This is a genomic window from Bradyrhizobium sp. Kon56 (assembly GCF_055807635.1).
Genome location: NZ_JBVVOU010000003.1, coordinates 257,553 through 283,743, shown reverse-complemented (window position 1 = coordinate 283,743; position 26,191 = coordinate 257,553). Strand labels below are relative to the sequence as shown.

Here is a 26,191-nt window from a genome sequence, read left to right as displayed (position 1 = left end):
AGGCGCGGTAGATAGCGCGCCGTTCCGGTGGATGACATTATGGCGGCAGTAATCAAGAAGGTCGGCGTGATCGGCGCGGGGCAGATGGGCAATGGCATCGCGCATGTCGCTGCGTTGGCCGGCTTCGACGTGGTGCTCAACGATATTTCGACCGACCGCCTCAAGTCAGGCATGGCCACGATCAACGGCAATTTGACGCGCCAGGTCTCCAAGAAGGCCGTCAGCGAGGACGACAAAGCCAAGGCGATGGCGCGTATCGTAGCCGGCGAGAAGCTGGACGATCTCGCGGACTGCGATCTCGTGATCGAGACCGCCGTCGAGAAGGAAGAGGTCAAGCGCAAGATTTTTCACGATCTCTGCGCTGTGTTGAAGCCCGAGGCGATCGTCGCTTCCGATACTTCCTCGATCTCGATCACGCGGCTGGCCGCCGCCACTGACCGGCCCGAACGCTTCATCGGCATTCACTTTATGAATCCGGTGCCGTTGATGGAACTGGTGGAGCTGATCCGCGGCATCGCCACCGACGACCAGACCTTCGAGGCGTCAAAGGAATTCGTAGGCAAGCTCGGCAAACAGGTCGCGGTCTCCGAGGATTTCCCGGCCTTCATCGTCAACCGCATCCTGCTGCCGATGATCAACGAGGCGATTTACACGCTGTACGAAGGCGTGGGCAACGTCGAGGCGATCGACGCGGCGATGAAGCTCGGCGCGCACCATCCGATGGGCCCGCTGGAGCTCGCTGATTTCATCGGCCTCGATACCTGCCTGTCGATCATGCAGGTGCTGCATGAGGGCCTCGCCGACTCCAAGTACCGCCCGTGCCCGCTGCTGGTGAAATACGTCGAGGCGGGGTGGCTTGGTCGCAAGACCCAGCGCGGCTTCTACGACTATCGCGGCGCCAAGCCGGTTCCGACGCGATAAAGCTGTTTTGTGCCCCGGAGGCAGCGCGAAGCGCTGCAGAGCCGGGGCCCAAAGGCCGCGCGCACGCTGAAGCATGGGTCCCGGCTCTGCCGTGCGTCACTTCGTGCCGCGCCGCGTCCTGGACACGGACGAAGCCTACCCTGCGGCGCTTCGTGACAATTCATGTCGCGTTAACCGCTCGCCTCTAGGTTACGCGCGGTACGAGGGTTTGCGTAATGGACATGATGGCGATGGTCAGCAGCATGCTGGCCTCTCAGCAAGGCGCGCTGCAGTCGAATATCTCGGCGACGCTGATGAAGCAGAACGCGGATGCGGAGAAATCCACCGTCCTGACGCTGCTCGGCGCCGGACAGCCATCGCTCGCCAATGTCGGCGCCGGCGTCGGCGGCAATATCAACGTCACCGCCTAAACATCATCGCTTAGAACGACGCGGCGGCTTTGCCCGTCGCAGCCCGGATCAGCTTGAGCGCATCCTCGCTCGCCCATTCCGCCGGCCCCGCGATCGTCGCGATCTCGCAGCCTTGAGGATCGACCAGCACCGAGGTGGGCATGCCCAAGGCCCGGCCTATCGCCTTAAGATCCTGAAAAACCTTGGCTTTCTGATCGCTGAAATAGCCGAGCCTGATGAGATTGGCCTCTTTCAGAAACGTCTTGGGCTTCTCGGGGTCGCGGGTGTCGATATTGATCGCCACCACCTCGAAATTCGGGCCCGAAAGTTTGCCCTGGAGCTCGTCCAACGCCGGCATTTCCTTGCGGCAGGGCACGCACCAGGTGGCCCAGAGGTTCACCAGCAGCGTCTTGCCGCGGAAATCCGACAGCTTCTTCGGCCTGCCGTCGGCGTCCTCGAAGGCCAGGTCCGGCAGCTTTAGCGGTGCGGTCGCCATGGTCAGCGCCGCCACCTCGCCATGGGCAAGCGGCGCGATCTTCTGTGCGGTGTTCACCGCGGCCCGGCAGGCGGGATCGCCGGAGGGGGCCCGGCCCAGGCCCAGCCCGTACAGCGCGGCAAAGCCAGCCAGGCCCCCGACCACCACGGTGGCGATGACCACGGGGATACGGCGCGTGGCCGACCGTGCTGTCCTTTGGTCGAGCCTGTCGTTGGGGTCGAGCATATCGTTTGTCATCCGGTCGCAGATATGGCTATCAGAGGCCTCTTAATACGGCTGGCAGCCGTCAGCAAACGTGCGGCGGCCACAGGCAAGGCGTGAGCAGGGGATCATGAGCAACAAGATGTGGGGCGGCCGGTTCTCGGAACGTCCCGACGAGATCATGGAAGAGATCAACGTCTCCATCGACGTCGATCGTCACCTCTTTGCCCAGGACATTGCCGCGTCCAAGGCCCACGCCGCGATGCTGGCCGCGCAGGGCATCATCACGGACTCTGATGCGAAAAATATCGGCAAGGGTCTAGACACGATTTTGTCAGAGATCGGCAAGGGCGCCTTCGAATTCAAGCGCGCGCTCGAGGACATTCACATGAATGTCGAGAGCCGCCTGTCCGAGCTGATCGGCCCTGCCGCCGGCCGCTTGCACACCGCGCGCTCGCGTAACGACCAGGTCGCGACCGATTTCCGTCTCTATGTCCGCGATGTCCTCGATGAGACCGACGCCTCGCTCGCCGCGTTCCAGCAGGCGCTGGTCGAGCGCGCGCTGGAGCACGCCGGAACGGTCATGCCGGGCTTCACGCATCTGCAGACCGCGCAGCCGGTGACCTTCGGCCACCATCTGCTCGCCTATGTCGAGATGGCCGCGCGCGATCGCGGCCGTTTCCAGGACGCGCGCAAGCGGCTGAATGAGTCCCCGCTCGGAGCTGCAGCGCTCGCCGGTACCTCGTTCCCGATCGACCGTCACGCCACGGCGAAGGCGCTCGGTTTTGACCGTCCGATGGCGAACTCGCTCGATGCGGTCTCCGATCGCGACTTCGTGCTGGAGACGCTGTCGGCGGCCTCGATCTGCGCCGTGCACATGTCGCGCTTTGCCGAGGAGATCGTGATCTGGACCTCGCCGCTGGTCGGCATGATCCGCCTCAGCGACAAGTTCACCACGGGATCCTCGATCATGCCGCAGAAGCGCAATCCTGACGCCGCCGAGCTGGTGCGCGCCAAGACCGGCCGCGTCATCGGCGCGCTCAATGGGCTGCTGATCGTCATGAAGGGCCTGCCGCTCGCCTATCAAAAGGACATGCAAGAGGACAAGCAGGGCGCCATGGAAGGCTTCGCCGCGCTGTCGCTCGCGATCCGCGCCATGACCGGCATGGTCCGAGATCTCGTGCCTGATGAAGCGAAGATGAAGCTTGCTGCAGGCGAGGGCTACGCCACCGCGACCGATCTTGCCGACTGGCTGGTGCGGACGCTGAAGATGCCGTTCCGCGAGGCCCATCACGTCACCGGCCGCATCGTCGCGAAAGCCGCCGAGGGCGGCGTGGCGCTGCACGAGCTGCCGCTGAGGGAGATGCAGGCAATCGAAGCGAAGATCACGAAAGACGTGCTTGGCGTGCTCTCGGTCGAATCGTCGGTGAAGAGCCGGACCAGTTTCGGCGGTACCGCGCCGAAGAACGTGGCATCGCAGGCCAAGGCCTGGCTGAAGCGGCTGGAAAAAGAGCGAAAATTGGGCTGAGGGGCAAAATTTCGCTTATGTTTCATGGTCATCCGGGTCTCGCCAGAGCGCGCCAATCTCTGTATGGTGCGCCGCGCGTAGTGGGGATTTCGTCGTGACGTCAAAGTTTCGCCCGGCCGGCTCGGGGTGGGCCATCATTGTCTTGAGCCTGACGGCGCTCGCGCTTGCCGGCTGTGGCCGCAAGGGCCCGCTGGATCTGCCGCCGACCGCCTCCAGCGCGTCAACGGCCAACGTCGCGCCGCCGACCGATACCGAGACCGAAGCCCAGAAGACGCCGAGCGTGTTCAACCCCACCTATGGCGCGGACGCCGCACCGGCGGCGACCAAGGGCAGGAAGAAACCGTTTATCCTCGACCCGCTCCTGGACGAAAGACCCAGCCGATAGGCTGGGGCAACTGAGCCAACGCCATGAATCATTTTGACTATCGCAACGGCGTGCTGCACGCCGAGGCGGTGAACCTGTCCGAGCTGGCTGCAACCGTCGGCACGCCGTTCTATTGCTATTCGACCGCGACGCTCGAGCGGCACTATCGCGTTTTCACCGACGCCTTCGCGGGCGAGAAGGTGCTGGTCTGCTACGCCATGAAGGCAAATTCCAACCAGTCGGTGCTGCGCACGCTGGCCAGGCTCGGCGCCGGCGCGGACGTGGTGTCCGGCGGCGAATTGAAGCGCGCGCTGGCCGCCGGCATTCCAGCAAGCAAGATCCTGTTCTCCGGCGTCGGCAAGACGGAAGCCGAGCTGCGCGCTGCGCTGGCGGCCGACATCCTCTGCCTCAATGTCGAATCCGAGCCCGAGCTCGAGCTGCTGTCGCGCCTTGCGACCGAGACCGGGAAGACCGCGCGGATCTCGATCCGTGTCAATCCTGACGTCGATGCCGGCACGCATGCGAAGATTTCGACCGGCAAGTCCGAGAACAAGTTCGGCATCCCGATCGCGCATGCCCGCGAGGTCTATGCCCGCGCCGCGAAGCTGCCGGGCATCGAGGTCACAGGCACCGACGTGCATATCGGCAGCCAGATCACTGACCTCTCCAAGATGGAGATCGCGTTCCGCATCCTCTCCGAATTCGTGCAGACGCTGCGTGCCGACGGCCACAACATCTCGCATGTCGATTTCGGCGGCGGTCTCGGCATTCCCTATTACATGGACCGCGAGGCGCCGCCGGCGCCCGACGCCTATGCCGCGATGGTCAAGCGCGTCAGCCACAATCTCGGCTGCACGCTGATGTTCGAACCGGGCCGCATGATCGTCGGCAATGCCGGCATCCTGGTCGCCAAGGTGATCTATGTGAAGCACGGCGACGGCAAGAATTTCGTCATCATCGACGCCGCCATGAACGATCTGATCCGCCCGACGCTGTACGAGGCCCATCACGACATTCTGCCGGTGACGCAGCCTGCGACGGGGGCCGCGACCATCATGGCCGACGTCGTCGGCCCGGTCTGCGAGACCGGCGACTATCTCGCACTCGATCGCACGCTACCGACGCCAAAGCCCGGCGACCTCATCGCCATCATGACCGCCGGCGCCTACGGCGCCGTGCAGGCCGGCACCTACAATACGCGGCCGCTGGTGCCCGAAGTGCTGGTGAAGGGCGACCAGTACGCGGTCGTGCGTCCGCGCATCGAGGTCGAGCAATTGATCGCGATGGATACGCCGGCGCCGTGGCTGTGAGGCTGTGATTGTCCACGATGAGCGCAGCTAGCGCTGCGCCCATCGCTGCATTGACCCTACTTCTTGAACCGGTCCCTGATTGCGGCGAGGCCGGAATCATAGACGCCGCCGAGGGCATCGACCGCTTCCTTCTCCCGCCCCGGGTCGGGCGTGTAGATGCCGGTCCATGTCACCACCGATGCGCCTTCACCCGTTGCCGTGACCTTGATGGTCGACTTGTACTGGCTCACCGGCAGTGGGCTCGACAGGAACGCGTAGGAATAGCTGTAGTCTTTGTCGTTCCGCGCAGTCTGCGTCTCCACGAACGAGGCCTTGCCGTCCCTGGTGACGAGCGTCCGGGTTGGCGGCGACTTGCCGTCCGCAATGCACTGCCCCACCGGCGGCAGCCAATCCTTGATCGCGCAGAACGGCCCGATGACGGACCACACCTCGGCCGCAGCACTGCTGACCTCGATGCTCCTCGTCAGATTGGCGGCGGACGCCGGCATGACGCCGACGCCCAGGCCGAGGGTGCAAATCGCGGCGCTGCGAACCGAAACGAGCAATCTGGAAGCCGTTGAATCGTATTTCTTCATTGTGATCTCCTGTGTCCGGCGGGCCGCGATTGCGGCGGCCGGCTTGCCAATGCCGGTCGAATAGACGCTCACCACGGTCCGCGGCCAGTTCAGAGAATGAATCGCTGCTGATACAGAAACTGAACTAGGAAGCCGCGCGCCGCGGCCCTAAGGTTGCGCCTTCGCTTGTCACGGAGGCGCGCATGACCATCGGCAGCTACAGGCAGTTCTGTCCGGTCGCGATGGCGGCCGAGATATTGTGCACGCGCTGGACCGTCGTGCTGCTACGTGAACTCGTCGCCGGCTCGACCCGGTTCAACGAGTTGCGCCGCGGCGTTCCCCGCATGTCGCCTGCGCTGCTTTCCCAGCGCCTCAAGGAACTCGAAGCTGCAGGCATCATCATCCGCCAGCCGTCGGCTTCCGAGCGCGGCGTGATCGAGTATCAGCTGACCGCTTCCGGACGCGAACTCGGCCCCATCGTCGAGGCGTTCGGCATCTGGGGCCAGCGCCGCATCGAGTCGGATCTGTCGCTTCAGCATCTCGATGTCCAGCTGTTGATGTGGGACATGCGGCGGAATTTGAACACGACGCCGATGCCGACCCGCCGCAGCGTGCTGCAGTTCGCGTATCCGGAATTACCTTCGACGCAGCGATTGTGGTGGCTGATCGTCGATCCCGACGACAGTGTCGACCTCTGCTCGATTGATCCCGGTTTCGACGTTGACCTTTACGTGTCGGTTGATCTGCGCACCATGACGGCGATCTGGATGGGACTCGATTCCGTGCGGGCGGCCGCCGCAAGCCGGCGGATGCTACTCACCGGCGATCGGCAGCTTGCCGCGGCCATGCAAAGTTGGCTCGGCCTTAGCCCGTTCGCCAAGGAACGCAAGCTGGCGAGCTGATCCAGGGCGGCGCAATTCAGTATTTGTATCGCCCCGCTACAGTTCCCGTACTGGCAAGTCCGCGCCGTGTTCTGGCACCAAGTGATGCCCGCCCTTCAACGCGGAGCTGAACTCGAGCCAGGAGACACGACATGACAGCGTATCTGATCGCGGACATCAAAGTGACTGACGGAAAGTGGGTGCCGGACTACGCCGCGTCCGTCCACGAGCTGGTGCACAAGCATGGCGGCAAGTATCTTTCCCGCAGCGGCAATGTGAAAACTCTTGAAGGTGCCCCTCTCGACACATCGCTGATCGCGATCATGTCTTTTCCCACGGCGAAAGCGGCGGAGTCCTTCGTTACTGATCCCGCCTACGGCCGATTCGCGGCAGCGCGCAGGGGCGGCAGCGAGAGCCGCTTCCAGTTGATCGACGATACGGACTTGGCCGGCACGATCCCCTATCTCGCCAAGGCTTGAACTGCGTCTTCGTCAAAAACCCGGCCGCAGGCGCAGACGTGCCCGGCCAACACAGGAGATCGAATGAACGATTCACTCGCCGGCGCCGGCCTGCTTCGCATGCTTTTCGTAGCTTGCAGCGTGGCCTTCGTGCTCGGACTCTCCGGCGTCGCGTCGGCCCGGGTCACACGGTGCGACATTACGTGGGTCAGCTGCAACAATACCTATGCGAAATGCTCGAGCGAGAGACGGTGCATGCGCAGGTGCGACGAGAAGTATATCAAATGCAGCGGGGGCTCGGCCTCCCTGCAACTGGAGCAGCCGATCGACCTTCCGGAACTTGGCAGACGCCGCTCGTAGCAGATCGATCCAAGGAGGACAGCGCAGCGCCGGTCGTCGGCGCTGCGCTGTCGTGTTGGCGCTAGCCGGGTGGCCTGCCGCCCACCACAACGCCCGCCCTCTTCTCGATCGGCTTGATCGCCGCGGTGAAGTCGGACTCGGCGCCTTCCGTGCTGATGACCGTCTCCCACAACCGGCAGACCGCCTCCGCGACTTCCATCGACAGGCCGAGCTGCTTCATCTCCTCCAGCGCCAGCCGCACGTCCTTCACCATCAATCCCGTGGCGAAGCCGAAGTCGAAGCTGCGCGGCAGCACCGAGCGCGGAAACTTGTCGCGGCTCGCGGTGTTCATGCCGGAGCCGGCATTGATGACGTCGATCATCACGGCGGGATCGAGCCCCGCCTTGACGCCCATCACCACCGCTTCCGAGGTCGCCACGATCGCGGTGGCCGACAAGAAGTTGTTGGCGAGCTTCATGGTCTGCGCCGCGCCGGGCTTCTCGCCAATGAAGAACACTTTCCCGATGACGTCGAGCGCGGGCTTGAGCAGCTCGAACTCGGTCTTCGGCCCCGAGACCATTACCGCGAGAGTGCCTTTCTCGGCGCCGCCGACGCCGCCGGAAACTGGGCAATCGATCTGCACGATGTCATGCTTGGCGAGCAGGCCGTGAATCTTCACCGCCATCGCTGAGCCGACGGTGGAGAGATCGACGAAGCGTTTGACGCGGCTTCCCTCGATCACGCCGTTCGGCCCCGTCGCAACCGCGAGCGAAGCCTGCAGCGAAGGCAGGCTCGCCATGACGGTCTCGACCTGGTCGGCGACGTCCTTCGGCGACGTCGCCGCAGTGGCGCCGCGCGCCACCAGCTTGTCGACGACCTCCTGGCGCGTGTCGAATACGACGAGCCGGTGGCCGGCCTCGATCAGCCGCCGTGCCATCGGGAAACCCATATTTCCGAGGCCGATGAATCCGATGTCCATGGTGTTTCCTTGTGGTGATTATTCGTTGTTGTTGATCGGCCCGTATCCATCCTCGGTGTCTTCCTGGCGAAAGCCAGGACCCATTACCCCAGGGAGACGTTTTGGCGCGAAGTGGCAACTCCGAGTGCCCGTAACCACACCTGCCAGTGGCTATGGGTCCGGCTTTCGCCAGGACGACATGGGGACGTCGCGTCCCCGTCCTTCACGCAGGCACCCCTCACGCCTTGCCGTCGATCTCCGCGAACACCTCGCGCGCGATTCGAAAACTGTCAACCGCGGCCGGCATGCCGCCATAGATTGCGACCTGCATCAGGATCTCGCGGATCTCGTCGCGGCTGACGCCGTTGGTGAGTGCACCCTTCAGATGCGCGCGGAATTCGTGCTGACGATTGAGGATCGCGATCATCGCGATGTTGAGCATGCTGCGGGTCTTGCGCGGCAGCTCCTCGCGGCCCCACACCGTGCCCCAGCAATATTCGTTGAGCATCTCCTGGAACGGACGGTTGAAGTCGTCGACGGTCTTCAGGGCGTTGTTGACATAGGCCTCGCCCAACACTGCTTTGCGGACTTCCAGGCCCTTGTCGTGCATCTTCTTGTCCATGGTGTTTCCTTCGTTTTCCTTGGCTGTCGGCGCGGAAATTACGGGGTTGCGGCGGGCCAGTCACGTCCTCGTGTTATGCGGGAAAAGGGGTGTCTCCCGTACAGGAACGGATGCCTCAGTGCTGCCGTTGTGGTACGCTTCTCTACCGGGCAACCTGGAGAGTTGATTGAACGGCGTCACCCCCGACCCGTCAGACCCGATCCGCGATGGCGACGCTCTGTCGCGGCTGAAGCTGGCGCAAGCCCTGCAGCGGGCCACTTATGCCATCGCGTGGGAGCGTGCCTGGCCAAATTTGGCGCGGCTCCTCACCGTCGTCGGTCTGTTCCTGGTGGTGTCCTGGGCCGGCCTCTGGCTGGCGCTGCCGTCCATTGCCCGCGCCATCGGTCTCGTCGTTTTCGCCGGCGTCGCGATTGTCACCCTGTTCCCGTTGAGTCGCTTCCGCTGGCCGAGCCGCGAGGAGGCGCTGGCCCGACTCGACCGCGACTCCGGCATCCGTCACCGGCCGGCCACCACGCTGACGGACACGCTGAGCTCGCAGGACCCGGTTGCGCAGGCCTTGTGGCGGGCGCAGCGTGAGCGCACGCTGGCTTCGATCAAGCGCATCCGCGCCGGTCTGCCGAAGCCCCGGCTCGCTCTGCATGATCCCTGGGCGCTGCGCGCGCCGGTCATGGTGATGCTGGTTGCGACCTTCTTCGCTGCCGGCGACGAGCGTGCGATGCGGCTCGGGGCCGCCTTCCACTGGAACGGCGTGCTGGCCCCGACGAATGTTCGCGTCGATGCCTGGGTCACGCCGCCGCTCTACACCGGCAAGCCGCCGGTCATTCTGTCGGCCGCGAACAAGGAGGCCGCCGCGCTGCCGGCCAGCGGTCCGCTTGCCGTTCCCGCCGGCTCGACCCTGATCGTTCGCTCCTCCGGCGGCAGCCTTGATGTTGTCGTCTCCGGCGGCCTCAAGGAAGTAGCGCCCACCGAAGCCGCGCCCAAGGGCACCAACGAGAAGCATTTTGCCATCAGCGGCGACGGCACCGCGCATGTCCGCGCGCCCTCCGGCCAGCCGCAATGGGCGTTTGCGGCAACGCCGGACCGCGCGCCGACGATCGCGCTGGCCAAGGATCCCGAGCGCCAGGCCCGTGGCGGACTCCAGCTCACCTACAAGATCGAGGACGATTACGGCGTCACCGGCGCCGATGCGCAAATCGGCCTGCGTGCCGCCGATACCAAAGATGGTGTCAAGGATGGCAGCAAGGAGGCCGACACCAAGGCCGCCGCGCGGCCGCTATTCCAGCCGCCGCAATTCCCGCTCGTGCTGCCGAATGCGCGCACCCGCAACGGCGTCGGTCAGACGGTGAAGGACCTCAGCGAGGATCCCTATGCCGGTGCCGATGTCACGCTGACCCTCACCGCCAAGGACGAGGCCGGCAACGAGGCCAAGAGCGAGCCCTTCAACATGCGCCTGCCCGAGCGGCTGTTCACCAACTTGCTCGCGCGCGCGCTGGTCGAGCAGCGCCGCATCCTGGCGCTCGACGCCAACAAGAATTCGGATGTCTACGCCGCGCTCGACGCGCTGATGATCGCACCCGAATTGTTCACGCCGGATGCGGGCTGCTATCTCGGCCTGCGCAGTCTGGCGCTGCAGCTGGAAGCCGCCCGCACCGACGACGCGCTGCGCGATGTAGTGGGAAGCATGTGGGCGTTCGCGGTCACCATCGAGGACGACGGTGTCGCCGGCAGCGTCAACGCCGCGCTGCGCTCGGCTCAGGACGCGCTCAAGCGGGCGCTGGAACGCGGCGCCAGCGAGGACGAGATCAAAGCGCTGACGCAAAAGCTTCGCGAGGCGATGGCCGGCAAGGTGCGCGATCTCGCCCGGCGCGCCGAGCAGAATCCGCTTGGACCCCGGCAGCCTTTCCCGGCAGAGGTTCAGCTCATCCTCGACAAGGCGGTCGAGCTGCGACAGAAGACCCAGCATGCCAAGCCCGAGCAGCTCGAAGAGCTGGCGCAGCAGCAGGACGTCTTGCGCCAGCAGCTGCAGGCCTATCGGAAGTCGGCGAACAGCCGGGCGAAGGGGGGCGAGGACGGCGCCAATCAGTTTACGCGGGACCGGAAATGCGGAAGCTAGCGCGCGTGCCAGTCGTGAAGGCGATCTCGATCGCCTGTCTTGCCCTCCTCCTGGGAGGCTTCCCCGCTGCCGTCTCGGCCCAGCAGGACCAGGATCCCGATGCGCTGCTCGATAGCGCGGAAAAGGCGATGCAGGAGTCCGGCGACAGCCTCAGGCAAAAGGAGTCCGGACGGAGCCTGAACAATCAATCCGATGCGATTCAGAAGCTCGAGGACTACAAGCGCGCGACGGAAAAGAGCCAATCCTCCAATCGCGATCGTTCCGTCATCACGCAACGCGATCTCGACGAGCTGTTGAAGCAGATCGAGAAGGCCGCGAAGGAAGGCAATCGCGAGGCGGCCCAGCGCCTGCTCGAGCAGCTCGCGCAGATCATGGAAAACCTCCAGATGGCGCAGCCCGGGCAATCCGGCGACAGCGACATGGAGCAGGCGCTCAACGAGCTCAGCGACATGATCCGCAAGCAGCAGCAATTGCGCGACAAGACTTTCAAGCAGGGGCAGGATTCCCGGCGTGAGCGCTCGCGCGGCAAGCAGCAGGGCGACCAGTCGATGTCGGATCTCCAGCAGGATCAGCAGTCGCTGCGCGACCGCCTGAAGAAGCTGCAGGACGAGCTCGCCAAGCGCGGCCTCACGCAGAAGGGGCAAAAGGGCCAGAAGAGCCAGGGCCAGAAGGGGCAAAAGGGTCAGCAGGGCGAGCAGGGACAGCCGGGCCAGGATGGCGATCAGGACGGTGACCAGGGCGATGACGACGGCAGTCTGGACGCCGCCGACGGGGCCATGGGCGATGCCGGCTCGCAGCTCGGCGAAGGCAATTCGGATGGTGCCGTGGACTCGCAGGGGAAAGCTCTCGAGGCCTTGCGCAAGGGCGCGCAGAAGATGGCCGAGGCGATGCAGCAGGGCGATGGCGACGGGCAGGGCGATGGCCCCGGCAACCGGCCCGGCCGTCAGCAGAGCGGCGGCAATCAGACCGATCCGCTCGGTCGCCCACTTCACGGCCGCGATCTGAGCGACGACTACACGGTCAAGATCCCCGGCGAGATCGACGCCCAGCGCGTCCGCCGCATCCTCGAGGAGCTCCGCCGCCGCTTGGGGGACAGCTCGCGCCCGCAGATCGAGCTCGATTACATCGAGCGGCTGCTGAAGGATTTTTGAGTTCTCTGTCATTGCCCGGCTTGACCGGGCGATCCAGTACTCCGACACGGTTGTGATTCAATCGAGAGGCTGCGGCGTACTGGATGCCCCGGTCAAGCCGGGGCATGACAGCGGAATACGTGGCGCCCCGACGCCGCTATCCCTTCTTCGCCGCCAGCGCGTCCGCCACCGCCGTGCGGATGTCGGCGACCGAGAACGGCTTGGTCACGACGTCATGCACCAGCGCATTGAGGTTCGAGGCGCGCTCGCGCTGGTCGGCAAAGCCGGTCATCAGCAGAATGGTCAAATCGGGGAAATCGCGTGCGACGGAAAGCGCCAGCGCGATGCCGTCCATCACCGGCATCTGGATGTCGGTGAGCAGCAGGTCGAACCTGCCGTCCGCGCGCGTGAGGATCTCCAGCGCCTCGGCGCCGTCTTGCGCGGTGACGATCTCGTGGCCGTCCATGGCGATGGCGCGCGCCACCAGCTGGCGCATCGAATCCTCGTCGTCGGCGATCAGGATCTTGGACATGAGACCAACCTTGGGATCAATCTCACCACCAACTTTGCCTGCGAGACCTGCGAAATCGATTATACGCTGCCGCCGGCGATGTCGCGCCGGTTGAAGAAGCGAACGTCGATATTGCGGCCCTCCGGCGGCGGCGAGGCCAGGCGCGAGCGGAAGAAGGCGCGCTCGCCGGGCTGTAGCACGGTCTGTTCCAGAACGGCGTTCCAGGCGTAGATTTCCGCGCCTTGCGCGTCGCGCACTGCGAAGCGCAAGCGGGGAATGTCGAGCGGCTTCTTGCCCTGTCCCACGATCACGCCCTCGATCACCAGCACCTGCTTACCGTCTACTGTCTCGCTGGAGAGCTTGACGTCCTTGAAGGCGAGTGCGCGCAGGTTAACTTCGAGGCCAACCATCCTGTAGAAGGCTGCCGTCTGCGGCAGCAGCCGCACCATGTCGCCGCGCCAGATCACCAGCGCCAGGACCAGCGCGCCCATGGCGGCGCAGGCGGTCGGCAGGCCGAAATGGGATTTTCGCGGGGCCGCCGTGGCCTCCGGACGGCGCACTCGCGCGCCGCGGCGACGGCCGAACAGGCCACGGAACCAGGACTGGTGCTGTTCGCCGCCGACTTCCTCCTCAACGGATCGGGCGGCCGCGGACCATTCGTCCTCGGTGTCGGCGGCTTCCTGGTCCGGCCAGTCGCTGGCGATCGAGGGGCTGTCAACGACAGGCGCGTCAGCGGCTCCGTCGTCCTGGGCATAGGAGTTCCATTGCTCGGCGAGATCGGCCTGGTCGTCGGCCCGGCTGGCCGCGGCCATGGCCGGCACAGATGCCTCCTCGATGGCATCCTCGGCATGGGCGACCCACGTTTCCTTGCAACGGGAACAGCGCACGGTCCGGCCGTTCGCCCCAAGGCTCGCGGGCTTGATGGCGTAGGATGTCGTACAATGAGGGCAGACGATATGCATGGACGAGCCTTGATGCATGGACAAGTCTTGACCGTGACACGGTCGTGGAGAACCGAGACGGAAAGATGCTACCAATTATGCTACAGGACGACCGTTAACGAACCGGAAACCATAACGGCCGCAAAACCCGCGGATCGCGTGTGGCGGAGCACAGCCGTGCGGCCCGCGGCCTCTCTCGAACGGAGCTGAGCTTGGTTCGGTTCGAAAATGTCGGATTGCGTTACGGCCTGGGGCCCGAGGTCCTGCGCGACCTCAACTTCCAGATCCCGGCGCATTCCTTCCAGTTCCTCACCGGCCCGTCCGGCGCCGGCAAGACCTCGTTGCTGCGCCTGTTGTTCCTCTCGCATCGCCCGACGCGGGGGCTCGTCAACTTGTTCGGTCACGACATCTCGCAGCTCGGCAAGGACGAGATCGCAGACTTGCGCAAGCGCATCGGCATCGTGCTCCAGGATTTCCGCCTGCTCGATCACATGACGACCTATGAAAACGTGGCGCTGCCGTTCCGCGTGATGGGCCGCAGCGAATCGAGCTACCGCAAGGAGGTCATCGATCTCCTGAAATGGGTTGGGCTCGGCGAGCGCATGGACGCGCTGCCGCCGATCCTGTCCGGCGGCGAAAAGCAGCGCGCGGCAATCGCGCGCGCCGTGATCTCGCGGCCGCAGCTGCTGCTGGCCGACGAGCCAACCGGCAGCGTCGATCCGACGCTCGGCCGCCGCCTGCTGCGGCTGTTCATCGAGCTCAACAAGTCAGGCACCGCCGTCATCATCGCCACCCACGATATCGCCCTGATGGACCAGTACGAGGCGCGACGCTTCGTGCTGCACCAGGGACGGCTGCACGTCTATGAATAGGCCCGACGAGCGCGGCGTGCTGGTCGATCTCGGGCAGGAGGGGCCGCCGCTTCCGGCCCGGGCGCGCAATATGTCGCCGATCGTGCCGCGCGCCTCGATCCACGGCCGCGCGCTGGTCGCCGTTGTCGCCATCATGACCTTCCTGGCCTCGATGACGACCGGCACGGTGCTGCTGGTGAGCGCCTCCGCCGCCGAATGGCAGTCGGATGTCGCGAGCGAGATCACCATTCAGGTCCGGCCGCAGACGGGCCGCGATCTCGAACGCGACACCGCGGCGGTGACCGAGGCCATGCGCGCGCAAGCCGGCATCGTCGAGGTCAAGCCGTTCACGAAGGACGAGAGCGGCAAGCTACTCGAGCCCTGGCTCGGCACCGGGCTGTCGATGGACGATCTGCCGGTCCCGCGCATGATCATCGCGCGCGTGCAGCCCGGCACGGCGCTCGATCTCGGCGCCTTGCGCGCCCGCGTGACCCAGGTGGCGCCAAGCGCCAGCGTCGACGATCACCGCGCCTGGATCGAGCGCATGCGCTCGATGACCAACGCCACCGTGCTCGCCGGTCTCGGCATCCTCGCGCTCGTCATCGTCGCCACCATCATCTCGGTGTCGTTCGCAACCCGCGGCGCCATGGCGGCGAACCGTCCGATCGTCGAGGTGCTGCATTTCGTCGGCGCCGGCGACCGCTACATCGCCAACCGCTTCCTGCGTCATTTCCTCAGGCTGGGGCTGGAGGGCGGCGTGATCGGCGGCGGCGCCGCCATGCTGGTGTTCGGCTTCTCCGAGTCGATTGCAGGCTGGTTTTCGGGTACTCCCGTCGGCGACCAGTTCGCCGCGCTGCTCGGCACCTTCTCGCTGCGGCCATCCGGCTACATCGTGCTCGCGGTGCAGGCCGTGCTGATCGGCGCCATCACCGCGGTCGCCTCGCGCCAGACGCTGTTCGCGACGCTGAATGATGTCGATTGAGATGGTTTTCTTCCTTCTCCCCTTGTGGGAGAAGGTGGCGCGAAGCGCCGGATGAGGGGTTCTATCCACGTGCACGAACGTCGAGGCGAGTTCGCGGAGACATACCCCTCACCCGTCTCGCCGCTATCGCGGCGAGCCACCCTCTCCCACAAGGGGAGAGGGGAAGTCTGGTTCGCGGCCCCAGCGCTTCGCCACATAGTTTGAGGCCGACAAACCGGACTCCACTTCGCCTCAAAACGTCCTAAAATCACCTCTGGGAAGGGATCACCGACATCGCATGAGCGCGCCGACCGCCGATCGATCGCCGAAACTGCCGCGCGGGTGGCTGCGCGCGGCCGTGATGTCGACGATTGCGCTCGCCTTCGTCGGCGCGGCGGCGGGCTTTATTGCGTTTCTGTCGCAATTGCGCGGCGCCGAGATCGCGCCGGACCGCAAGGCGGACGGCATCGTGGTGCTCACCGGCGGCTCCTCGCGGGTGTCGGATGCGATGGAGCTGCTCGCTGCCGGCTACGGCAGGAGGCTCCTGATCTCCGGCGTACACCCGACCTCGACGGCGAGCGACATCTCCCGGACGCTGCCGGAGAACCAGTCTTTTATGCGTTGCTGCGTCGATCTCGACCGCACCGCGGTCTCGACCCGCGGCAATGCCGCGGAAGCGCGGCGCTGGGCCGCGGGACGCGGCTTCAAATCGCTGATCGTGGTCACCTCGAACTATCATATGCCGCGCGCGCTGGTGGAATTCTCGCATGCGATGCCGGAGGCGACACTGATCCCGTTCGTGGTGGTCGGCGACAAATGGCGCGACGAGCCGTGGTGGACCTCGGCGTCCACTTTGCGGCTGCTGCTGTCGGAATATATCAAGTATATCGCGGCGGAGGTCAGGGTGCGGCTGGAGGATTTCGGGATTGACCTTTCGCCCGAGATGTCGGAGCAGCCTTCCGGGCTGCAGGCGAAGCGGCCCGCCACCGCACAGGCCAATTGATCGGCAACTGATCGGCAATTGATCGGATCCTCGATGTTCTTGATTTTCCTGCGATCGCTCGTGTTCAACGTGCTGTTCTACACCGTGCTGGTGTGCCTCGCGATCGTGGCGCTGCCGACCTTCGCATTGCCGCCGCGCGCCATGCTCACGGTCGCGCAATGGTGGGCAAAGGCGACGCTGTTTCTGATGCGGGCTGTCTGCAACATCAAGGTGGAATTCCGCGGCCTCGAAAAGATCCCGAGGGGACCATTGGTCGTTGTGGCGAAGCACCAGTCGTTCTGGGAGACGTTCGTCTTGCCGGGCTTCTTCGACCGTCCGATTTTCATCCTCAAGCGTCAGCTCATGCAGATCCCGGTGTTCGGCCAGTTCCTGGTCAAGACCGGGATGATCGCGATCGACCGCAATGCCGGCGTCAAGGCGCTGCTGGACATGACGCGGCGGGCGCGGGAGGCGGTGCGCAGCGGCGGGCAGCTCGTGATCTTTCCCGAAGGCACGCGCCGCGCCCCGGGCGCGCCACCGGACTACAAGAGCGGCTTCGCGCAGATCTATTCGTCCTGCGGCGCGCCGTGCCTGCCGATCGCGCTCAATTCCGGCCTGTTCTGGCCGCGCCGCACCTTCATGCGCTATCCCGGCACGCTGGTGGTGGAATTCCTCGATCCGCTGCCGCCGGGCTTGCCCAAGGACGAGTATCTCTCCCGTGTGCAAACGGTGATCGAAGACGCGACCGGTCGCCTCGTCGAAGCGGGCCGCAAGGAGCAGGAGCAGCTGATCGGCTCGGCGCCGAGCTATGCGCCGTTGGAGAGCTAGCGGTTTTCCCGATCGTCCGCCGGAGCCGGCGCGTGCGGAGAATGCGCATCACCATGCAGCATCATGGCAAGCTGATGCAGCTGCGCATCGCGAAAGCCTTCGGCCTCGATCGCCTTCGCCGTCGCAGTCACGTAGTCGCGGTTGGCGCCGGACTGGCCGTGGCCCTGGAGCACGTGGCGATGCTGGTCGGTGAGCGACAGCCGACCGGCATATTGCACATGGCCGCGGTCGACGACATAGGCGAGCGCGGAGACGCGCTGCCGCGCATCGTTCTCCAGCCACACCGAGCGCATGACTTCGCGATAGACCGACGTCACCTGCTCGCGCGCGCGCAGATAGGCGACGACGTCGGCGCGGTTCTTTTCGGCGACGCGGAAGGCGATGCCGCGGCAGGCGCCGCCGCGGTCGAGGCCGAGCACCAGACCCGGCTTCTCCGGCGTGCCACGGTGGACGAAGGAATAGACACAGAGCGCGCGGTGCTCGCCGACCAGCCGCGCGGGGACGCGCTCCTCGAATTCGAAACCCGGCCGCCACATCAGCGAGCCGTAGCCGAACACCCAGAGGTCGCCTTTGGCTGTGGTGACGGAGGGGAGGGTGATTTCCGACATTTCGGGCACGGCTACCAGAACCGCGCTCCCAAGCGAAGCGAATTCTCCGCCTTTCGGAGCACGCCAACCTCGCTTACATTTGACAAAATCAGGGGTCAAAGGGTCGCCGCATGTCCGATATGACCGTTACCGCACGCCGGCGCTCCCGCTGGGGCCTTTTCATCGCCCCTGTCATCCTCCTGATCCTCGCGGTGGCGTGGAGCTGCTTCTGGTTCTATGCGGCGTCGCAGGCCGAAATCGCCGCCGATGCCTGGCGCGCGCAGGAGGCCAAATCCGGCCGCGTCTATGATTGCGCCAAGCGCTCGATCGCGGGCTTCCCCTTCCGCTTCGAGGTCCGGTGTTCGGGCGCCAGCGTCGCCCTGGTGTCGCAGAACGCCAGCAAGACGCCGTTCACGGCGAAGCTCGACAACATCCTGGTCGTCGCCCAAGTCTACGATCCCAAGCGCGTCATCGCCGAATTTACCGCACCCGCGACGCTCACTGACGGCGTCACGCAGAGCACCTTCGTGGTGAACTGGAGCAAGGGTCGCAGCAGTGTGGTCGGCCTGCCCGCCGTGCCGGAGCGCGCTTCCATCGTGTTCGAGGAGCCGACCGTCAATCGTGTCGACGGCAGCATGCAGGTGCCGCTCGCGCGCGCAAAACAGGTCGAGCTGCATGGACGCCTTGCGGATGGATCTCCGTCCGATCATCCCGTGATCGAGACCGTGCTCCAGATCGCGCAGGGCAGCGTCCAGGGCGTTCATCCGCTGCTCGCCGAGCCGTTCGAGGCCGACACGCGGGCGAAGATCACCGGACTGTCCGATCTCACGCCAAAGCCGTGGCCGCAGCGCTTCCGCGAGATCCAGGCCGCCGGCGGCCATATCGAGATCGTGCAGTCCCGCATCCAGCAGGGCGAGATGATCGCGGTTGCGGCCGGCACGCTCGGGCTCTCGGCAAACGGCCGCCTCGATGGCGAATTGCAGATGACCGTGACGGGCCTGGAGCGCGTGATCCCCGCGCTCGGCATCGAGAAGATGCTGCAGGAGGGGGTGCCGCAGGCGACCCTCGATCGCGTCGCGCCCGGCGTGAAGTCGCAGGACCTCAACAATCTGTTCGGTGCGCTCGACCGTGCCGTTCCCGGCCTCGGCAAGGTCATCAAGCAGAACGCCAATGCAGGCGTTGCCGCCGGCATCAATTCGATCGGCACCGAGAGCACGCTGGAAGGCAAGAAGGCTCGCAGCTTCCCGCTGAAGTTCGTCGACGGCGCCGTGCTGCTCGGCCCGGTCAAGGTCGGCCAGATCCCGCCGCTGTATTAGGTCGTGAATTCATAAACCTGCCGGGCGGACAGCTCGGTCCGTCTGATGCGTTCGAAACTGTGAACAGATCGCTTCTGCGAAGAGCTTCTTGTCGGCGCCGGTGACGCAACCTGCGAGGTCCTCTCCTGCGTCGGGCGAGGAGTGCGACAGTGCGTCTGGACAGGTAGCGTTCTGCCGCCCTATTGAAGACCAACTGACGGCTCTAAGGCCGCGCCCAAATTATCTGGGGTTCGGGGGAAACAATGCGCGCGTTGAATTGTCTCGTGGCAGCATCGCTGCTCGTTGCCTCGCTTCAGACCGCAACCGCAAAGGATAGCGAACATTGGGTGGTGTCCTGGACGGGCGCGGTTCAGGGCCCATACCCCGTCGGCAATCCGTCAGCCCAGCCCGAACAGAAATTCGCGTTTCCCGAGCCTGCGGCCGGTGCGCGGGACCAGACCTTTCGCCTGATCGTGCGGCCGGATATCTGGGGCCGTCAGGCCCGCATCCGGCTCAGCAACGCCTTCGGCACCAAACCCGTCACGTTTGACGGCGTTTACGTCGGCCTGCAGTCGGGCAGTGCCGCGTTGATCCGCGGCTCCAACATTCCGGTTACGTTCGCCGGCACGGCTTCCGTTACGGTGTCGCCGGGGAATTCGGTCTGGAGCGATGCGATCGCGCTGCCGTTTGCAAAGCGGCCCGATGACCTCGCCGGCCGCCGGCTTGCGGTCAGTTTTCATGTCGCCGGCCAGAGCGGCCCGATGACCTGGCACGCCAAAGCGCTGACCACCTCCTATGTCAGTGCGCCCGGCGCCGGCGCGAAGGGCGCCCTCGAAGACGAGGCTTCCTTCCCCTATGCGACTGCGTCATGGTTCTTCCTCGATGCGATCGAGATGACTGCGCCTGCCGATGCCTTCGCCATCATGGCGTTTGGGGATTCGATTACCGACGGGACCGCCTCAACCATGAATGGCGACGATCGCTGGCCCAACGTGCTGTCGCGTCGCCTGAAGGCGGTCTACGGCAACAAGGTTGCCGTAGTGAATGGCGGCATCGGTGGCAACCAAATCGCAGGCCCGGCCGAATATGGTCCCGACAAACCGTACGCGGGCGGCCCCGCTTCGGGCCAGCGGCTCGAGCGTGACGTGCTGTCGCTGTCCGGCATATCGAGCCTGATCTGGCTGGAAGGTATCAACGATTTCAGCAAGAACGGCAATTTTACCACCGACCAAGTCATCGCCGCGATGAAGGATGGCGTCGCGAGGCTACGTGCGAAATGGCCGCAAGCCCGGATCATCGGCGCCACCGTCGTTTCGGCATTGGGTAGCACCAGCGCGGCACATGGTTTTCCCGAGCAGGATGACAAGCGCAAGGCGCTCAACGCATTCATCCGTAGCTCGGGGACATTCGACGGTGTGATCGATTTTGATCGGGCGACGCTCGATCCGGCCTCGGGTGGCCTCAAGCCGGAGTTCGTTCCCGAAAGCACGACTGGTGGCGCCGGCGACAAGCTTCATCCCAACCGCACCGGATATCTGGGCGATGGGACAGGCCATCGACCTCGATCTGTTCAAGCCGGGAAAGATTAGTCGTAGCGCGAAGCAGTAGGATGGATTCAGAGTCTCCTCTCCCCATCCATCGCCCTCAGCTGTCGTAACTCCCTCCATGCGGGTTACGAGCTGAACTCACGGCCGCTTCGCCGGATCGTGATGACTGGCTGGGAATGCCGAGCCGCAAACTCCGCTCTCTCTCCATGTCGGCCGCACGATGATGCGGTCGCCCAGGTAGGAGAGATATCGTGATCAAGTCCAGGCTGTTCATTGCCGGTATCGCCATCTCGACCACGCTCGCGACGCCCGCGTTCGCGCAGTGGCAATGGCAGTCGCAGGAGCCGGCAGCATACGCCTCGATGCATCCGAACGGTGATCGCAACGTCTCGAATCCCACGACGCGGGAGACGATGGCCTTCGTCCCCTCGCCGAAATCACCGCGCCCAACGGTGATGCGCGCGACCAAGGGCAAATAGCCGCCATCCACCACTTGGCCGTCGCGAACTGGGCCCGGTCATGTCCCGGCCGGGCCTAATGCGCGTTGCCTTGAACGATGCCTTGAAAAGTTGCCTTGGACAATCGCGACAGTCGCGCGTGTGGATCGACAGCCAACGAAAATATTCCAAACAGGATCGTCAGGAAAACGTGATGCAGAAGATGCACGGCGCCGCGAATAACCGCAGCCGCATTCAAATCACTCCACACCAGGGAAGCATGCATGCGCCGGAGATGGCGCGCGGAATCCAATCCGCTTCCCAAATGGAGGAAGCTTCAAGTGCGGATCATCAATTGCGGACTGATGCTGGGTATTCTCGCTGCCTGTTCAGGGCAGGCGCATGCCGACGACAATGTCACAACCGAAATCCAGTCGCTGAAGGCGAGCCTGAAGGAGCTCCAGCAGCGCGTGGACTCCGAGGCGCGCAAGACGCGACAGGTTGAAGCGCAGGCGAAGGCCGTTCAGTTACCAGCAAGTTACAAGGCGCTCGCCGCCGATCCATGTGCGGCTGGCAAGGTCTGCTACAAGGGCGTGACGTTGACCTTCGGTGGCTGGGTCGATCTCACCGGCATCTAGCGCTCGCGCAATCTCGCTTCCGATACCGGCTCGGTCTACAACTTCATACCCTATCAGCAGAGCCGCAACTTCAACATCCCGGAAACGCGCTTCTCGGCACGCCAGAGCAGGTTCTCGGTGCTGGCCGAGGGCAATGCCGATGCCGATACGCACCTCGCGGGTTATGGCGAGATCGATTTCGAAGGTGCGGCTCAGACGGCGAGCTCGGTTGCGACCAACTCCTTCAATCCGCGCATGCGGCAGCTCAGCCTGGAACTGGACCGCAGCGATCTCGGTCTTCACTTCCTCGCCGGGCAATCCTGGTCGCTGAACGCGCCGACCAAGTCCGGCATCGATCCTCGCGGCGTCGATGCGCCCGGCGTGATCGACTTCGAATCCGTTCCGGGATTTCTTGCGGCACGGCAGCCCGGGCTGCGCGTCTGGCAGGACATCGGACCGGAGTTCAAGCTGGCTGCGTCGGTCGAGAATGCCCAGACAGCGTTCTTCGGCGGCAATGTCCGGGCCGTCGGCACACCCGCCATCTGACCGCAGGGCGTGCTGAACCCGAACCTTCAGGTCAATCTGACCGGTCCCGGCGGCAGCTTCTTCAACAACCTCAACAATGTCAGCCTGAATCAGGTGCCCGACGTCACGGTCAAGGCCGCCTGGGACCCAAGGCTCGGGCCTTATAAGTTGCATGTCGAGGGGTGGGCGCTCTACCGCCAGTTGTCCGACCGCTTCAACAACGCCAACCACACCTACGACACAGGAAGCTTTGGTGGACACATCTTCGCCGAGCTGATTCCGAAAACCCTCGATCTTCAGCTCTATGGCTCGCACGGCGTGCTGGGCCGCTTCACGGCAACACCGTTCCCCGACGCGGCGGTGGCGCAGGACGGCACCATCCTCCCGCTGACGATCACGGCGGCCGCCGTCGGCCTGATCTGGCACGCGACTCCCAGCCTCGATGTCTACTCCTATGCAGGCCTCGAAAAGGCCAAGGCGAATTTCGCCAATGTTGGAACGGTGCCGTTCGGCTACGGCAATCCGCTCTACAACAACACCGGCTGCTTCACCGAAAACTCGGCGGGCGCGACCTGCAACGGCAACACCAGGGAGGTTCGGCAGATCACGGCCGGGATCTACGACACCATCTACCAAGGCAATTTCGGGACGCTCAAAGCCGGCCTGCAATATTCCTACACGCAACGGTTCGCGTTCGCCGGCGTCGGCGGCGCGCCGAAGACCGACGACAACGTCGTCATGACGCAGATCCGGTACTACCCATTCTAGTCACGGAGCCACGCAGGCTCGTAGCCCGGATGGAGAGAAGCGCGATCCGGGAATCCTGCCTCAAGCGACGGAAGTCCCGGATTACGCTTGCGCTCCATCCGGGCCACTTCGGTGCTACGGCTTGTTGCCGAGCTGCGCATGCGGCCGGCCGAAATCGGGCGCGGCCGAATCCTGGCCGATTTCGACAATGCCGCGGCGGATGGCGCGGGTGCGGGTGAAGTGGTCGAACAGCGCCTCGCCATCGCCGCGGCGGATTGCGCGGGTGAGCTTTGCCAGATCCTCAGTGAAGGTGCCGAGCATCTCCAGCACGGCTTCCTTGTTGGCGAGGAAGACGTCGCGCCACATCGTCGGATCGGAGGCGGCGATGCGCGTGAAGTCGCGAAAGCCGCCGGCGGAGAACTTGATGACCTCTGACTCCGTCACCTGCGCCAGCTCGTCGGCGGTGCCGACGATGGTGTAGGCGATCAGATGCGGCAGATGGCTGGTGATCGCGAGCACGAGATCATGATGATCCGGCGTCATGATCTCGACCTTGGCACCCATCGCCGCCCAGAACGCGCGCAGGCGATCGGTGGCAGCCGCATCAACGCCTTCCGGCGGGGTGAGGATGCACCAGCGGTTGATGAAGAGCTCGGCGAAGCCGGAATCGGGACCCGAATGCTCGGTGCCTGCGACGGGATGCGCCGGCACGAAATGGACGCCTTCCGGCAGGTGCGGCGCCATATCCCTGACGATGGCGCCCTTGACCGAGCCGACGTCGGAGATGATCGCGCCGGGTTTGAGATGCGCGGAGATCTCCTGCGCCACCGGGCCGCAGGCGCCGACGGGAATGCAGAGGATGACGAGATCGGCGTCCTTCACGGCTTCCGCATTGGTCGCGACGACCTGATCGACGATGCCGAGCTCCATCACGCGTGCGCGCGTCTTCTCCGAGCGCGCGGTGGTGACGATCTCGGAAGCCAGACCCTGGAGCTTCGCGGCGCGTGCGATCGAGCCCCCGATCAGGCCGAAGCCGATCAGCGCGACGCGCTGGAAGTGCGGGGTCGCGCTCATCGTCCGGCCATGAAGTCGCGCAGGCCCTCGACGACGAGGCGGTTGGCCTCCTCGGTGCCGATGGTCATGCGCAGCGAATGCGGCAGGCCGTAGTTCTTCAAGCCGCGCAGCACCAGCCCGCGCTTGGTGAGGAAGGCGTCGGCTGCGTCCGAGGTCTTGCCCTCGGTCGGGAAGTGGATCAGCACGAAATTGGCGACGCTCGGCGTCACCTTCAGCCCGAGCTTGCCGATCTCCTCGGCGAGCCAGTTGCGCCAGGTCTCGGTGAACTGCTTCGACATGGCCTGGTGCGCTGTGTCCTCGATCGCGGCAACGGCGGCGTACATGGCCGGCGTCGACACGTTGAAGGGACCCCGGATGCGGTTGACCGCGTCGATGATGTGCTCGGGGCCGAACATCCAGCCGATGCGCAGCGCCGCAAGACCATGGATCTTGGAGAAGGTGTGGGTCACCACCGTGTTTTCGGTGGTCGCGACCAGCTCGATCCCCATCTCGTAATCGTTGCGCGAGACGTAGTCGCAATAGGCTGCGTCCAGCACCAGCAGCACGTGCGAGGGCAGGCCGGCGCGCAGGCGCTTGACCTCGTCGAACGGCACATAGGTGCCGGTCGGATTGTTGGGGTTGGCGAGCCAGACCAGCTTTGTCTTCGGCGTCACCGCCTTGAGGATGGCGTCGACATCGCAGGTGAGGTTCTTCTCGGCCGCGATGACATTCTTCGCGCCGACGGCCATGGTCGCGATCGGATAGACCAGAAAGCCGTGCGTGGTCGAGATCGCCTCGTCACCGTGGCTGAGATAGGTGTGGGCGAGCAGGTTGAGGATCTCGTCCGAGCCGGCGCCGCAGATGATGCGGTTGGGATCGAGCCCGAAGGTGCGCCCGATTGCTTCGCGCAGCACGCGCGAGGTTCCTTCCGGATAGTCTTCCAGATGATCCGCCACCTGCTTGAACGCCTCGATCGCCTTCGGCGAGGGCCCGAACGGCGTCTCGTTGGCCGAGAGCTTGAACACCTTGCGGCCGGGCTCTGCCACCGGGGTCTTGCCGGGCGTATAGGGCGCAATATCGAGAATGCCGGGATTCGGCACGGGGCGGGACATCTTCAACTCCGGACTGGCTTAAGCGGTTCGCGACTTACGATTTCGACCCGGTCGGGGGCACCGTATAGCGCGTTGCGTGGCTGCCGACGAGGGCCGTGGAGCGCACCGAGGCCCCCGCTTCGATCAGGGCAGCCTTGATCTTGTCGATGCTGCTTGTCGCGGTGACCGAGACCAGCAGCGCGGCGCCGTCGAAGGCGGTGTCGGGCACCGCCACGATCTCGGCGAGCGGCGACAGGGCGCGCGCGACCTCCGCATTCCACCCAGAGACGCGTACGCTGAAGGTCTCGACCTCCGTCACCAGCGCGCTGTCGGCGACGCGCGAGACCGCGAACACGGGCAACGCCGCCGGATGGTCGGCGCGCTCGACGAAGGGCAGCCGCGCGATGATCTTTGGCGCGCCAGCTTCTTCCAGCGACAGCCACCACGGCGTGCGGCTCGAGGTCGCCGAGACCAGCGCCAGATCGCCCTTGGACTTCGCGACGGCCTCGACCGCCGCCTGCGCGCTGAAATGCGCGACGTAAGGCACGGTGAAGCCGAAATGGAATCGCGCGGAATCGCGCATGGCCGGCTCGCTCGCCGAGATGTCGGCGTGGACCGAGAACGGGGCCTGGACATAGGTGAAGGTCGCGATGATGACGCGCCAGATGCTCTCGACCGTGTCGAGCGGCAGGATGCCGCGATGACGCTGCACGAGGTCGCGCATCATGGAGGCCTCGCGTGCCGGGCGGAACGCCGAGCCGACCTCCTGGGTCTGCTTCACCTGGATCAGGCGGTCGATGATGTCGCCGCGTTGCATCAGCAGGCGATGCATGCCTTCGTCGATCGCGTCGATCTCCTTACGCAATTCCTGGAGTGATGGTGGCGCGGGCGGACGTTGGGACATGTCTGACAGGTGCTGCTGAGAGGCGTTCCAATGCGGATCAGTCGAGCCGT

At 64.9% G+C, this 26,191-nt stretch carries 30 protein-coding genes; 19 read left to right on the top strand and 11 right to left on the bottom strand.

Going from position 1 to position 26,191, the window contains the following annotated elements; genetic code table 11:
• The first annotated feature begins 39 nt into the window (after positions 1 to 39).
• Both AC0L3B_RS06965 and AC0L3B_RS06960 read left to right on the top strand, forming a co-directional pair.
• Positions 40 to 921, top strand: coding sequence for a 3-hydroxybutyryl-CoA dehydrogenase (locus AC0L3B_RS06965; protein ID WP_007597339.1), 882 nt, complete (start codon positions 40 to 42; stop codon positions 919 to 921).
• Between the two features lie 215 nt (positions 922 to 1,136).
• The gene (locus AC0L3B_RS06960) at positions 1,137 to 1,331 is read left to right on the top strand and encodes a putative motility protein (protein WP_007597338.1); all 195 of its coding nucleotides are present in this window, start codon (positions 1,137 to 1,139) and stop codon (positions 1,329 to 1,331) included.
• A 10-nt stretch (positions 1,332 to 1,341) separates the two neighbouring features.
• Here AC0L3B_RS06960 and tlpA read toward each other — a convergent pair whose 3' ends face one another.
• Entirely contained in the window at positions 1,342 to 2,031 is a 690-nt protein-coding gene (gene tlpA, locus AC0L3B_RS06955) for a thiol:disulfide interchange protein TlpA (RefSeq protein WP_026232493.1), read from the bottom strand.
• Positions 2,032 to 2,137: 106 nt separating this feature from the next.
• Between tlpA and argH the strand changes: the two genes are divergently transcribed.
• From argH to lysA, 3 genes are all read left to right on the top strand, one after another.
• Positions 2,138 to 3,535: an argininosuccinate lyase gene (gene argH, locus AC0L3B_RS06950; RefSeq protein ID WP_018453243.1), complete on the top strand. Its 1,398-nt coding sequence runs from the start codon at positions 2,138 to 2,140 to the stop codon at positions 3,533 to 3,535.
• Positions 3,536 to 3,629: 94 nt separating this feature from the next.
• The gene (lptM, locus tag AC0L3B_RS06945; RefSeq protein ID WP_007615309.1) at positions 3,630 to 3,920 is read left to right on the top strand and encodes an LPS translocon maturation chaperone LptM; all 291 of its coding nucleotides are present in this window, start codon (positions 3,630 to 3,632) and stop codon (positions 3,918 to 3,920) included.
• Between the two features lie 23 nt (positions 3,921 to 3,943).
• Positions 3,944 to 5,209 carry a diaminopimelate decarboxylase gene (gene lysA / locus AC0L3B_RS06940; protein ID WP_018453245.1) on the top strand — a complete coding sequence of 422 codons (1,266 nt, stop codon included), beginning with the start codon at positions 3,944 to 3,946 and terminating at the stop codon, positions 5,207 to 5,209.
• A 56-nt stretch (positions 5,210 to 5,265) separates the two neighbouring features.
• On the opposite strand, the gene AC0L3B_RS06935 is transcribed toward lysA, so the two are convergent.
• The gene (locus AC0L3B_RS06935) at positions 5,266 to 5,784 is read right to left on the bottom strand and encodes an SRPBCC family protein (RefSeq protein WP_473380210.1); all 519 of its coding nucleotides are present in this window, start codon (positions 5,782 to 5,784) and stop codon (positions 5,266 to 5,268) included.
• A gap of 182 nt (positions 5,785 to 5,966) precedes the next feature.
• Between AC0L3B_RS06935 and AC0L3B_RS06930 the strand changes: the two genes are divergently transcribed.
• Entirely contained in the window at positions 5,967 to 6,665 is a 699-nt protein-coding gene (locus AC0L3B_RS06930) for a winged helix-turn-helix transcriptional regulator (protein ID WP_018453247.1), read from the top strand.
• Between the two features lie 131 nt (positions 6,666 to 6,796).
• The gene (locus AC0L3B_RS06925; protein WP_018453248.1) at positions 6,797 to 7,123 is read left to right on the top strand and encodes a DUF1330 domain-containing protein; all 327 of its coding nucleotides are present in this window, start codon (positions 6,797 to 6,799) and stop codon (positions 7,121 to 7,123) included.
• Positions 7,124 to 7,523: 400 nt separating this feature from the next.
• On the opposite strand, the gene AC0L3B_RS06920 is transcribed toward AC0L3B_RS06925, so the two are convergent.
• A complete protein-coding gene (locus AC0L3B_RS06920) occupies positions 7,524 to 8,420 on the bottom strand; it encodes an NAD(P)-dependent oxidoreductase (RefSeq protein ID WP_018453250.1) in 897 nt (298 codons plus the stop codon).
• A gap of 217 nt (positions 8,421 to 8,637) precedes the next feature.
• Positions 8,638 to 9,021 (bottom strand): carboxymuconolactone decarboxylase family protein, encoded by a 384-nt coding sequence (locus tag AC0L3B_RS06915; protein WP_007597318.1) that lies wholly within the window; start codon positions 9,019 to 9,021, stop codon positions 8,638 to 8,640.
• Positions 9,022 to 9,187: 166 nt separating this feature from the next.
• On the opposite strand from AC0L3B_RS06915, the gene AC0L3B_RS06910 reads away from it, so the two are divergent.
• On the top strand, positions 9,188 to 11,134 hold the full coding sequence (locus AC0L3B_RS06910; RefSeq protein WP_473380209.1) for a TIGR02302 family protein: 1,947 nt from the start codon (positions 9,188 to 9,190) through the stop codon (positions 11,132 to 11,134).
• Complete coding sequence (locus tag AC0L3B_RS06905) at positions 11,122 to 12,285, top strand: DUF4175 family protein (protein ID WP_085350740.1); 1,164 nt, start codon at positions 11,122 to 11,124, stop codon at positions 12,283 to 12,285. The genes AC0L3B_RS06910 and AC0L3B_RS06905 overlap by 13 nt, the downstream gene beginning before the upstream one ends.
• A gap of 136 nt (positions 12,286 to 12,421) precedes the next feature.
• Here AC0L3B_RS06905 and AC0L3B_RS06900 read toward each other — a convergent pair whose 3' ends face one another.
• Positions 12,422 to 12,796 (bottom strand): response regulator, encoded by a 375-nt coding sequence (locus AC0L3B_RS06900; protein ID WP_018453253.1) that lies wholly within the window; start codon positions 12,794 to 12,796, stop codon positions 12,422 to 12,424.
• A 59-nt stretch (positions 12,797 to 12,855) separates the two neighbouring features.
• Complete coding sequence (locus tag AC0L3B_RS06895; RefSeq protein ID WP_166517694.1) at positions 12,856 to 13,737, bottom strand: MJ0042-type zinc finger domain-containing protein; 882 nt, start codon at positions 13,735 to 13,737, stop codon at positions 12,856 to 12,858.
• A 191-nt stretch (positions 13,738 to 13,928) separates the two neighbouring features.
• Between AC0L3B_RS06895 and ftsE the strand changes: the two genes are divergently transcribed.
• The 4 genes from ftsE to AC0L3B_RS06875 all read left to right on the top strand — a co-directional run bounded on the left by ftsE (position 13,929) and on the right by AC0L3B_RS06875 (position 17,338).
• Positions 13,929 to 14,588: a cell division ATP-binding protein FtsE gene (gene ftsE / locus AC0L3B_RS06890; RefSeq protein WP_008135325.1), complete on the top strand. Its 660-nt coding sequence runs from the start codon at positions 13,929 to 13,931 to the stop codon at positions 14,586 to 14,588.
• Positions 14,581 to 15,549 carry a cell division protein FtsX gene (locus AC0L3B_RS06885; protein ID WP_007597308.1) on the top strand — a complete coding sequence of 323 codons (969 nt, stop codon included), beginning with the start codon at positions 14,581 to 14,583 and terminating at the stop codon, positions 15,547 to 15,549. The genes ftsE and AC0L3B_RS06885 overlap by 8 nt, the downstream gene beginning before the upstream one ends.
• Before the next feature lie 277 nt (positions 15,550 to 15,826).
• Positions 15,827 to 16,531: a YdcF family protein gene (locus tag AC0L3B_RS06880; protein WP_473380208.1), complete on the top strand. Its 705-nt coding sequence runs from the start codon at positions 15,827 to 15,829 to the stop codon at positions 16,529 to 16,531.
• A gap of 33 nt (positions 16,532 to 16,564) precedes the next feature.
• Positions 16,565 to 17,338, top strand: coding sequence for a lysophospholipid acyltransferase family protein (locus AC0L3B_RS06875; RefSeq protein WP_085361285.1), 774 nt, complete (start codon positions 16,565 to 16,567; stop codon positions 17,336 to 17,338).
• Here the strand turns inward: AC0L3B_RS06875 and AC0L3B_RS06870 are convergent.
• On the bottom strand, positions 17,335 to 17,946 hold the full coding sequence (locus AC0L3B_RS06870; RefSeq protein ID WP_473380207.1) for a gamma-glutamylcyclotransferase: 612 nt from the start codon (positions 17,944 to 17,946) through the stop codon (positions 17,335 to 17,337). The two genes, AC0L3B_RS06875 and AC0L3B_RS06870, sit on opposite strands and share 4 nt — an antisense overlap.
• A gap of 110 nt (positions 17,947 to 18,056) precedes the next feature.
• On the opposite strand from AC0L3B_RS06870, the gene AC0L3B_RS06865 reads away from it, so the two are divergent.
• The 3 genes from AC0L3B_RS06865 to AC0L3B_RS06855 all read left to right on the top strand — a co-directional run bounded on the left by AC0L3B_RS06865 (position 18,057) and on the right by AC0L3B_RS06855 (position 21,246).
• A complete protein-coding gene (locus tag AC0L3B_RS06865) occupies positions 18,057 to 19,241 on the top strand; it encodes a DUF2125 domain-containing protein (protein ID WP_473380206.1) in 1,185 nt (394 codons plus the stop codon).
• A gap of 242 nt (positions 19,242 to 19,483) precedes the next feature.
• A complete protein-coding gene (locus AC0L3B_RS06860; RefSeq protein ID WP_473380205.1) occupies positions 19,484 to 20,809 on the top strand; it encodes a GDSL-type esterase/lipase family protein in 1,326 nt (441 codons plus the stop codon).
• Positions 20,810 to 21,018: 209 nt separating this feature from the next.
• Complete coding sequence (locus tag AC0L3B_RS06855) at positions 21,019 to 21,246, top strand: hypothetical protein (RefSeq protein WP_085350732.1); 228 nt, start codon at positions 21,019 to 21,021, stop codon at positions 21,244 to 21,246.
• Between the two features lie 55 nt (positions 21,247 to 21,301).
• Here AC0L3B_RS06855 and AC0L3B_RS06850 read toward each other — a convergent pair whose 3' ends face one another.
• Positions 21,302 to 21,517: a hypothetical protein gene (locus AC0L3B_RS06850; RefSeq protein ID WP_473380204.1), complete on the bottom strand. Its 216-nt coding sequence runs from the start codon at positions 21,515 to 21,517 to the stop codon at positions 21,302 to 21,304.
• Positions 21,518 to 21,545: 28 nt separating this feature from the next.
• On the opposite strand from AC0L3B_RS06850, the gene AC0L3B_RS06845 reads away from it, so the two are divergent.
• From AC0L3B_RS06845 to AC0L3B_RS06835, 3 genes are all read left to right on the top strand, one after another.
• Entirely contained in the window at positions 21,546 to 21,842 is a 297-nt protein-coding gene (locus AC0L3B_RS06845) for a hypothetical protein (RefSeq protein WP_473380203.1), read from the top strand.
• Positions 21,843 to 21,959: 117 nt separating this feature from the next.
• Positions 21,960 to 22,367: a hypothetical protein gene (locus AC0L3B_RS06840; RefSeq protein WP_473380202.1), complete on the top strand. Its 408-nt coding sequence runs from the start codon at positions 21,960 to 21,962 to the stop codon at positions 22,365 to 22,367.
• A gap of 9 nt (positions 22,368 to 22,376) precedes the next feature.
• On the top strand, positions 22,377 to 23,114 hold the full coding sequence (locus AC0L3B_RS06835) for a hypothetical protein (protein ID WP_473380201.1): 738 nt from the start codon (positions 22,377 to 22,379) through the stop codon (positions 23,112 to 23,114).
• A gap of 114 nt (positions 23,115 to 23,228) precedes the next feature.
• On the opposite strand, the gene AC0L3B_RS06830 is transcribed toward AC0L3B_RS06835, so the two are convergent.
• From AC0L3B_RS06830 to AC0L3B_RS06820, 3 genes are read right to left on the bottom strand one after another with little or no spacing between them, the layout of a single operon-like run.
• Complete coding sequence (locus AC0L3B_RS06830; RefSeq protein WP_018453262.1) at positions 23,229 to 24,167, bottom strand: prephenate/arogenate dehydrogenase family protein; 939 nt, start codon at positions 24,165 to 24,167, stop codon at positions 23,229 to 23,231.
• On the bottom strand, positions 24,164 to 25,258 hold the full coding sequence (gene hisC / locus AC0L3B_RS06825; protein ID WP_085350823.1) for a histidinol-phosphate transaminase: 1,095 nt from the start codon (positions 25,256 to 25,258) through the stop codon (positions 24,164 to 24,166). The genes AC0L3B_RS06830 and hisC overlap by 4 nt, the downstream gene beginning before the upstream one ends.
• Before the next feature lie 34 nt (positions 25,259 to 25,292).
• Positions 25,293 to 26,141 carry a chorismate mutase gene (locus AC0L3B_RS06820; RefSeq protein WP_026232498.1) on the bottom strand — a complete coding sequence of 283 codons (849 nt, stop codon included), beginning with the start codon at positions 26,139 to 26,141 and terminating at the stop codon, positions 25,293 to 25,295.
• Between the last annotated feature and the right edge of the window lie 50 nt (positions 26,142 to 26,191).

Coding starts and splice junctions, on each gene's coding strand:
- AC0L3B_RS06900 (WP_018453253.1), bottom strand. CDS start 12,796: ATGTCCAAGATCCTGATCGCCGACGACGAGGATTCGATGCGCCAGCTG.
- AC0L3B_RS06865 (WP_473380206.1), top strand. CDS start 18,057: ATGTCCGATATGACCGTTACCGCACGCCGGCGCTCCCGCTGGGGCCTT.
- argH (WP_018453243.1), top strand. CDS start 2,138: ATGAGCAACAAGATGTGGGGCGGCCGGTTCTCGGAACGTCCCGACGAG.
- AC0L3B_RS06870 (WP_473380207.1), bottom strand. CDS start 17,946: ATGTCGGAAATCACCCTCCCCTCCGTCACCACAGCCAAAGGCGACCTC.
- AC0L3B_RS06935 (WP_473380210.1), bottom strand. CDS start 5,784: ATGAAGAAATACGATTCAACGGCTTCCAGATTGCTCGTTTCGGTTCGC.
- AC0L3B_RS06895 (WP_166517694.1), bottom strand. CDS start 13,737: ATGCATATCGTCTGCCCTCATTGTACGACATCCTACGCCATCAAGCCC.
- tlpA (WP_026232493.1), bottom strand. CDS start 2,031: ATGCTCGACCCCAACGACAGGCTCGACCAAAGGACAGCACGGTCGGCC.
- AC0L3B_RS06960 (WP_007597338.1), top strand. CDS start 1,137: ATGGACATGATGGCGATGGTCAGCAGCATGCTGGCCTCTCAGCAAGGC.
- AC0L3B_RS06860 (WP_473380205.1), top strand. CDS start 19,484: ATGCGCGCGTTGAATTGTCTCGTGGCAGCATCGCTGCTCGTTGCCTCG.
- lysA (WP_018453245.1), top strand. CDS start 3,944: ATGAATCATTTTGACTATCGCAACGGCGTGCTGCACGCCGAGGCGGTG.
- AC0L3B_RS06905 (WP_085350740.1), top strand. CDS start 11,122: ATGCGGAAGCTAGCGCGCGTGCCAGTCGTGAAGGCGATCTCGATCGCC.
- AC0L3B_RS06820 (WP_026232498.1), bottom strand. CDS start 26,141: ATGTCCCAACGTCCGCCCGCGCCACCATCACTCCAGGAATTGCGTAAG.
- AC0L3B_RS06830 (WP_018453262.1), bottom strand. CDS start 24,167: ATGAGCGCGACCCCGCACTTCCAGCGCGTCGCGCTGATCGGCTTCGGC.
- AC0L3B_RS06885 (WP_007597308.1), top strand. CDS start 14,581: ATGAATAGGCCCGACGAGCGCGGCGTGCTGGTCGATCTCGGGCAGGAG.
- AC0L3B_RS06930 (WP_018453247.1), top strand. CDS start 5,967: ATGACCATCGGCAGCTACAGGCAGTTCTGTCCGGTCGCGATGGCGGCC.
- AC0L3B_RS06925 (WP_018453248.1), top strand. CDS start 6,797: ATGACAGCGTATCTGATCGCGGACATCAAAGTGACTGACGGAAAGTGG.
- AC0L3B_RS06915 (WP_007597318.1), bottom strand. CDS start 9,021: ATGGACAAGAAGATGCACGACAAGGGCCTGGAAGTCCGCAAAGCAGTG.
- AC0L3B_RS06875 (WP_085361285.1), top strand. CDS start 16,565: ATGTTCTTGATTTTCCTGCGATCGCTCGTGTTCAACGTGCTGTTCTAC.
- hisC (WP_085350823.1), bottom strand. CDS start 25,258: ATGTCCCGCCCCGTGCCGAATCCCGGCATTCTCGATATTGCGCCCTAT.
- AC0L3B_RS06920 (WP_018453250.1), bottom strand. CDS start 8,420: ATGGACATCGGATTCATCGGCCTCGGAAATATGGGTTTCCCGATGGCA.
- AC0L3B_RS06965 (WP_007597339.1), top strand. CDS start 40: ATGGCGGCAGTAATCAAGAAGGTCGGCGTGATCGGCGCGGGGCAGATG.
- AC0L3B_RS06880 (WP_473380208.1), top strand. CDS start 15,827: ATGAGCGCGCCGACCGCCGATCGATCGCCGAAACTGCCGCGCGGGTGG.